The organism is Streptomyces sp. NPDC054847 (assembly GCF_053610925.1).
The window spans coordinates 1-6,792 of the sequence record NZ_JBSGZJ010000383.1; the positions used below are offsets into that span (position 1 = coordinate 1).

Sequence of the window (6,792 nt, forward strand, 5' to 3'; positions counted from 1 at the left end):
GCGTATGTCTGTCAGGCCCGCGTGGGCAGCTCGAACCAGACGACCTTGCCGGTCGACAGCCGGGTCGCTCCCCAGCGCCTCGCGAGCCGGTTCACCAGGAACAGACCGCGTCCACCCTCGTCCGTGTCCCGTGCCCGCCGCTGGCGGGGCAGCTGCGGCGAGTCGTCGCCGACCTCGCAGCGCAGCACATCGGTGCGCAGCAGCCGCAAGGTCACCGGCCGCTCCGCGTACCGCACGGCATTGGTGACGACCTCGCTGACCAGCAGCTCCACCGAGTCGGACAGCTCCTCGAGGCCCCAGCGGGCCAGTGCGCGCCGGGCGAGACGGCGGGCCCTGCCCGGGGCCGCGTCCTCCGGCTCGAGGAACCAGTACGCCACGTCGCTCGGCGCGATCCCGTCGAAGCGGGCCGCGAGCAGGGCGATGTCGTCGTCGCGGTCACCGGGGCCCAGCATGTCGAGCACGTCGTCGCAGAGGGCCTCCAGCGGCGGCGAGTGGTCGGGGCCGGTGAGCTGCGCGGTGTCCGCGAGCCGCTCCCGCAGCTGCTCGATGCCCGTCCACACGTCACGCAGCCGCGATTCGACCAGCCCGTCGGTGTAGAGCAGCAGCGTCGCGCCGGCCGGGGCGTCCAGCTCCACGGCCTCGAAGTCGACACCGCCGACGCCGATGGGGGCGCCGGGCGGCACGCGCAGCACCTCGGCCCGCCCGCCCAGGTGCAGCAGGATGGGCGGCGGGTGACCGGCGTTGGCGATGGTGATCCGGTGCGAGACGGGGTCGTACACCGCGTAGAGGCAGGTGGCCATGCGGTCGGTGCCGAGGCGCTGGGCCTGCTCGTCCAGGTGGTGCAGGACCTCCTGGGGCGGCAGGTCGAGGCCGGCCAGGGTCTGCGCGGTCGTCCGCAGCTGGCCCATGATCGCGGCGGAGGTCATCGAGTGGCCCATGACGTCACCGACGACCAGCGCCACGCGGCTGCCGGGAAGCGGGATGGCGTCGTACCAGTCGCCGCCCACGCGTGCGGTCTCGGCCGCAGGGAGATAGCGGGAGGCGAGCCGTACGCCGGTCGGCTGGGGCAGCGAGTCGGGCAGCATCGTGCGCTGGAGCTCGTCGGCGATGTACGCCTCGCGGCCGTAGAGCACCGCCTTGTCGATGCCGAGCGCCGTGTGGGTCGCCAGCTGCGCGGCGACCAGCAGGTCGTTCGGCTCGAAGGCGGGCCGGTCGGGGCGGCGCAGGAACACGGCGGCGCCGATCACCCGGCGGCGGCCGCGCAGCGGCGCGAGTATCGCGCGATGGCCGGTCGGTACGGAACGTCCGTCGCCGAGCAGCTCGGGCAGTGCGGCGCGAGCCGCGGCCGAGTCGCCGAAGACGGGCCGCACGCCCCGCAGCACCTCGGAGAGGGCTCCCCCGGACCGGACCTCACAGAGTTCGGCGGCGGGTGTGGGCTCGCTCCCGGCGTCGAGCAGCGGCATGGCGCCGACGCCGGCCTGGTCCGTGTCGTCGGCGCTGGATCGCAGCCTGTCGGTGCGCCGGAGCCGCAGCACGAACGGGGACACCGGCCGTTCGTCGCCGACCGGCAGCGGGTCGCGGAGGTAGACCAGGATCGCGTCGGAGAACGTCGGCACGGTGGCCCGGCACAGACCGAGGACGATCTCGTCCAGGTCGATGCCGCGCGCGATCCGCCGGGTGGCGGCTCCGACGAACCGCAGCCGGTCGCCCTCCCGTCTCGCGGTCCCCGCGATGTCCTGGGCCTGCAGCGGCGCCGTGTGCACCTGCGACTGGGGCTGAGGCTTGGGCGGCGGCCCTGCGGGCGCGGGTGATGCCCCGGCCGCCTGCGCCCGCGGCCGGGTGCGTTCCTGGGACCGGGCAGCCAGGGGCTGCCGGCCTTCGTGGGAGGTGGGATGCTCCGTCACGCGTGGGATTCCGTCCATCCGGGCCGGTGGTGCGCTGCAATCGCCTCGTGGGGCGGTATACCCGCTCTGGGGGTGACGTCGACAGGGTGGCGGGCTTCCGGCACAGCTCAACCCCCTGTGGTGAGTGACTCGTGCTGCCTCTTGCGAGACGCTCGGTGACTGGACGTTCTGTGACTGCTGAATGACTGAACGGTCGGGCCCTGCGCTCCTGCTCCCTCGTACGGCGCAGCCTTGCGGACGACGATCCTACGTTTGCCCCCAGGGGGCGCATCAAGAGTCTCACGAGGTCGTATACGCCGGAGCGCGTTCCCGTCGGGAACCGGCCGGAGCGCCCGGATCAGGCCGCCTGTCGCGCCGGCAGCCGGTCCCAGTCGGCCGGAAGGGCCGGTACGTGCCAGGTGGGGTCGGGCCGCCAGCCCTCCCAGCCGTCGGAGAACGGCGCACCCCAGGCGCGGATCACCTCGACCGCCGCCCGGCCCGCCTCCCGTACGCCCCTCGCGGTCCGGGCGTCCATCAGGCCGACGCGCTGCGCCTGTTCGAACTCGTCCTCGTCCCGCCACAGCCAACTGCGGTCGGGGTAGACGGAGATGTCGAGGTAGTGGTCCTCCGAGTCGACGCCGCCCGACCAGCGGGTACGGGGCTCCTCGAGGTTGACGTACCAGCTGCGGAACTGCCAGTCGTGCTCCCAGAACAGCCATACCGACCAGGGCAGGCCGGGCTGCGCCAGCTTCAGCACGCCGTTGCCGCTCCAGCGGGTGCGGGCGGTGGCGCGGGGCGCGGTGTAGCGGGTGGCGAGCGGCTCCTCGTGCACCGGGGTACCGTCCGCGATCACCGGCTTCACGCACTCGGTGCCGGGGGCCATCCAGACGGCGAGCAGCTCGTCGGTGTCCTGGACGACGGTCACGGGTCGGCAGATGTGGAACGAGCGGCCGGCGCGGCCCGGGGAATGCCCGCGGTAGCGCCACAGGATGTGGTCCCCCGGCTCCCAGCGCGCGGGGCTCTCCGCGTCGGTCCTGTGCGGTTCCGTCCTGCCCGTTCCGTGTGCCGGGCCTCCCGTGCCTGTCATGAGCAGATCTTAGGAGTACGGAACGGGCAACGCTGCGAGGCGTGTCACGGGCCGTGTCACGGCCATGGCGTCACGGGTGGGTCATGCGCAGCACGTCAAGTGCCTCGTCCAGCTGCTCCACGGTCAGGTCTCCCCGCTCCACATAGCCGGACTCGAGCACCACTTCACGGATCGTCCGGCGTTCCGCGAGCGACTTCTTGGCGACCTTCGCCGCCTCCTCGTAGCCGATGTACTTGTTGAGCGGGGTGACGACCGAGGGGGAGGACTCGGCATACTCGCGGGCCCGTTCCGCGTCGGCCGTGATGCCGTCGACGGTGCGGTCCGCCAGCAGGCGCGAGGCGTTGGCCAGAAGTCTGACCGATTCCAGCAGGTTCTTGGCGATCACCGGCAGCATGACGTTGAGCTCGAAGTTGCCGGCCGCGCCGGCCGCCGCGACGGTCGCGTCGTTGCCGGTGACCTGAGCGGCCACCATCAGAACCGCCTCGGGGATCACCGGGTTCACCTTGCCCGGCATGATCGATGAGCCGGGCTGGAGGTCGGGGAGGGCGATCTCGGCGAGACCGGTGCGCGGCCCCGAAGCCATCCAGCGCAGGTCGTTGCAGATCTTGGTGAGCGAGACCGCGACCGTACGGAGCTGCCCCGAGGTCTCCACCAGGCCGTCGCGGGCCCCTTGCGCCTCGAAGTGGTCGCGCGCCTCCGTCAGGGGCAGCCCGGTCGCGCGGGCCACCTCGGCGATGACGGCGGCGGAGAAGCCGGGCGGGGTGTTGATCCCGGTGCCCACCGCCGTGCCGCCCAGGGGCAGTTCCGCGAGCCGGGGCAGCGAGGCCTTCAGCCGTTCGATCCCGTACCGGACCTGGGCCGCGTAGCCGCCGAACTCCTGGCCGAGGGTGACGGGCGTCGCGTCCATCAGATGCGTACGGCCCGCCTTGACGACCGTCGCGAACTCGGTGGCCTTCCGCTCCAGGGAGGAGGCGAGGTGGTCCAGGGCGGGGATCAGGTCGCGGGTGACGGCCGCGGTCGCCGCGATGTGGATGGAGGAGGGGAAGACGTCGTTGGACGACTGGGACGCGTTCACATGGTCGTTGGGGTGCACATCGCGGCCGAGGCGCTCGGTGGCGAGGGTGGCCACGACCTCGTTGGTGTTCATGTTGGAGGAGGTGCCGGAGCCGGTCTGGAAGACATCGACCGGGAAGTGCTCGTCCCAGCGCCCCTCAGCGACCTCCGCCGCCGCGGCGGCGATCGCCTCCGCGACATCCTTGTCCAGCACGCCGAGTTGGGCGTTGACCTGGGCGGCAGCCGCCTTGATACGGGCCAGCGCCTCGATGTGCGAACGCTCCAGACGCTGACCGGAGACGGGGAAGTTCTCCACGGCCCGCTGGGTCTGCGCCCGCCACTTGGCGTGCACGGGAACCCGCATCTCACCCATCGAATCGTGCTCGGTCCGGTACTCGTCGGCGTCGCTCATCGTGTCGTACCTCCTGAAAAAGTTGAGCACTTGTCTTGTTCTGCCTATTCCCAACTGCGTTACCCGCCAGTAAATACCCCGGGTAACCACAACCCGGGGAGGCGCAATGAAAGGCACCGTTCCCAGACTTCGACTCCGTCGCACCATGGCGGCCGCCGCCGCGCTCGTCACCGTTCTGAGCGGCCTGGCGGTGGCCGCTCCCGCGGCAGCGGAGCCCGCCGGCTCCGCGACCGTACCCCTGCCGCCCGAACTCGAGGCCGTCCGGGCCGCCGAGGCGACCGCCCTCTACGGCAGCCCCGCGGAGCGTCCGCCCGCCGAACGCAGGACCTCCCTCGTCTCGCTCGGCGACAGCGAGATCTCCGGTGAGGGCACCGGCACCTACGAGCCCGGTACGAACGGGCCCGACAACTGGTGCCACCGCTCGCCGGACGCCGCCATCCACCGCACCGGAATCCCCGCCGACGTCACGTACAACGTGTCCTGCTCCGGTGCGTCCACTCCCAACATCCGCATCGGCGGCAGCAAGCAGTACGCCGACGAGCTGGTCCAGAGTGACAACCTCGCCGTCAAGGCCCGCAACACCCGCGTCAAGATGGTGTTACTGGTCGCCGGCGCCAACGACGACCTCCAGTTCGGTCCCGTCATGACCGACTGCGTCACCCGCTACATCCTGCTGCAAGGGCCCTGCGAGCCCAAGTACGCACCGGGCTGGCAGGCCCGCGTCGACGGTCTCGTCCCCAAGGTCGAGCAGACCGTGCGCGACCTGCGCACCGTGATGCGCGACGCCGGATACCGGGACGGCGACTACAAGCTGGTCGTCATGGGCTACCCGAGCCCGATCGGACCCGACTTCCGTGACAACCCCGACTTCCCGGGCAAACTGGCCTGCGGCGGGATGGGTTACGACTCCGACACCGTGTGGGGCCGCAACGCCGCCGTCCCCGCCTTCCAACGCGGCATGCGTGAGGCCGCACGCGCGACCGGGGCCGTGTACCTCGACAACTCCCGCCTCTTCCACGGCCATGAGGTCTGCTACCAGGACCCCTGGGCCCGCGGCCTGTACATCGACCTCGGGCACTTCCCCCCGGACGCCAACTCCGTGCGGCAGTCCTTCCACCCCAACATCCGCGGGCACGCCGCCTTCGCGTCCTGCCTGACCCAGCTCTACAACTCCGGTCTGCGGGAGGCGAGCTGCGCGGACGTCGACTCGACGGGTAGGCCGGCCCTGGTCCCGTACGCCTGGGACGACGCCTTCAAGCCGCTGCGGAACGAGGGGACCGGCGACTGCCTGGACGTCGACGGCGCCACGAGCGCGAACGGCACCGGTGCGCTCGGCTGGGACTGCCACGGCGGCCGTAACCAGGGCTGGTGGCACGACTCCGCCCGTGGCACCGTCCACACGGAGCTGTCCCAGGACCGCTGCCTGGATGTGCCCGCCGGTGACTACCGACCGGGCACGGCCCTGACCGTCTGGGACTGTCACGGCGGCCCCAACCAGAAGTTCGTCCGCGACGGAGCCACGATCCGGCCGGCGTCCGCGACCGGGGTCTGCCTGACCCACGGCGCGTCGAACGAGCCGATCCGGCTCCGGGCTTGCGACGGCTCGGCGAACCAGCGCTTCGCCTGACCGGGGAGCACGGCACCGCGGACGGCGCTACGCGTCGGACGCGGTGCCGTGCTTTCCTGCGTCGGGGGTGACGAAGGAGCCCTTGCCTCGCACTGTGACGACGAGCCCACGCTCCCGGAGTTCCTGCGTCGCGCGGCGAGCGGTGAGACGAGCGACGCCGTACTCCTCCGCCAGGCGATTCTCGGACGGGATGGGGCGGTCGGGTGCGAGGGTGCCCGAGGCGATCTGCTGGGCGATCGCATTGGCCAGCTGAACGTAGAGAGGCGTGGCGCTTCTCGGATCCAAGGACGTGCCCGACTCGGAAGTATCGCTCATATGTCCAACGTAGAGCGCTGTCCATCTCCACGTATGGGTGGATCCCTCTGTACTTGTATACAGAGGACTGCATGGCGGAGTAGCTTCAGCCAAGTGAAGACCCCGGCGACCGTGCGACCGGTCCCGAGGCATGGCCACCAACTTCAAGGGAGTTGATGACGTGCGGAACCGTTCCTATTCAGTGAGCAGGAGTGAGTTTTGGACCCAGACCTGCGCGACTGGCGCGTCCCGAACGGTTTTGGACGCACTGGTTGCCCGCTTTCGTTCCGCGTCCGGTGGCACGCATCGTGTGTGTGGTCCGGGGATGCGGGGGCGGGTTTCCTCGCGCCCGAGGGTGCCCGGGTCGGCCTGGACGGTCCGATGCCCCGCACGATCGCTCTGGTCGTGCGGGGGCGGTGTCGTCCGTCGCCGGATC

The 6,792-nt window shown here is 71.2% G+C and carries 5 protein-coding genes and 1 pseudogene; 1 reads left to right on the forward strand and 5 read right to left on the reverse strand.

The genetic code is table 11. From position 1 onward, the window contains the following. Nucleotides 1-11: 11 nt before the first annotated feature. From ACWGH4_RS27855 to ACWGH4_RS27865, 3 genes are all read right to left on the reverse strand, one after another. Complete coding sequence (locus ACWGH4_RS27855) at nt 12-1,904, reverse strand: SpoIIE family protein phosphatase (RefSeq protein ID WP_453465802.1); 1,893 nt, start codon at nt 1,902-1,904, stop codon at nt 12-14. A gap of 337 nt (nt 1,905-2,241) precedes the next feature. Further along, nucleotides 2,242-2,970, reverse strand: a complete 729-nt coding sequence (gene fomD / locus ACWGH4_RS27860) for a cytidylyl-2-hydroxypropylphosphonate hydrolase (protein ID WP_441263975.1) — start codon at nt 2,968-2,970, stop codon at nt 2,242-2,244. Between the two features lie 70 nt (nt 2,971-3,040). Beyond that, entirely contained in the window at nt 3,041-4,435 is a 1,395-nt protein-coding gene (locus tag ACWGH4_RS27865) for a class II fumarate hydratase (protein ID WP_453465804.1), read from the reverse strand. Nucleotides 4,436-4,580: 145 nt separating this feature from the next. Between ACWGH4_RS27865 and ACWGH4_RS27870 the strand changes: the two genes are divergently transcribed. Further along, nucleotides 4,581-6,062, forward strand: coding sequence for a ricin-type beta-trefoil lectin domain protein (locus ACWGH4_RS27870; RefSeq protein WP_453465806.1), 1,482 nt, complete (start codon nt 4,581-4,583; stop codon nt 6,060-6,062). A 27-nt stretch (nt 6,063-6,089) separates the two neighbouring features. On the opposite strand, the gene ACWGH4_RS27875 is transcribed toward ACWGH4_RS27870, so the two are convergent. Further along, nucleotides 6,090-6,377 carry a GntR family transcriptional regulator gene (locus ACWGH4_RS27875; protein WP_453465808.1) on the reverse strand — a complete coding sequence of 96 codons (288 nt, stop codon included), beginning with the start codon at nt 6,375-6,377 and terminating at the stop codon, nt 6,090-6,092. Nucleotides 6,378-6,551: 174 nt separating this feature from the next. After that, a pseudogene (locus tag ACWGH4_RS27880) lies at nt 6,552-6,792 on the reverse strand (IS200/IS605 family accessory protein TnpB-related protein); the annotation flags it as partial.

What these genes read in the sequence shown, in the direction of transcription:
- ACWGH4_RS27870 (WP_453465806.1), top strand. Translation starts at nt 4,581, where the DNA reads ATGGCGGCCGCCGCCGCGCTCGTCACCGTTCTGAGCGGCCTGGCGGTG.
- fomD (WP_441263975.1), bottom strand. Translation starts at nt 2,970, where the DNA reads ATGACAGGCACGGGAGGCCCGGCACACGGAACGGGCAGGACGGAACCG.
- ACWGH4_RS27865 (WP_453465804.1), bottom strand. Translation starts at nt 4,435, where the DNA reads ATGAGCGACGCCGACGAGTACCGGACCGAGCACGATTCGATGGGTGAG.
- ACWGH4_RS27875 (WP_453465808.1), bottom strand. Translation starts at nt 6,377, where the DNA reads ATGAGCGATACTTCCGAGTCGGGCACGTCCTTGGATCCGAGAAGCGCC.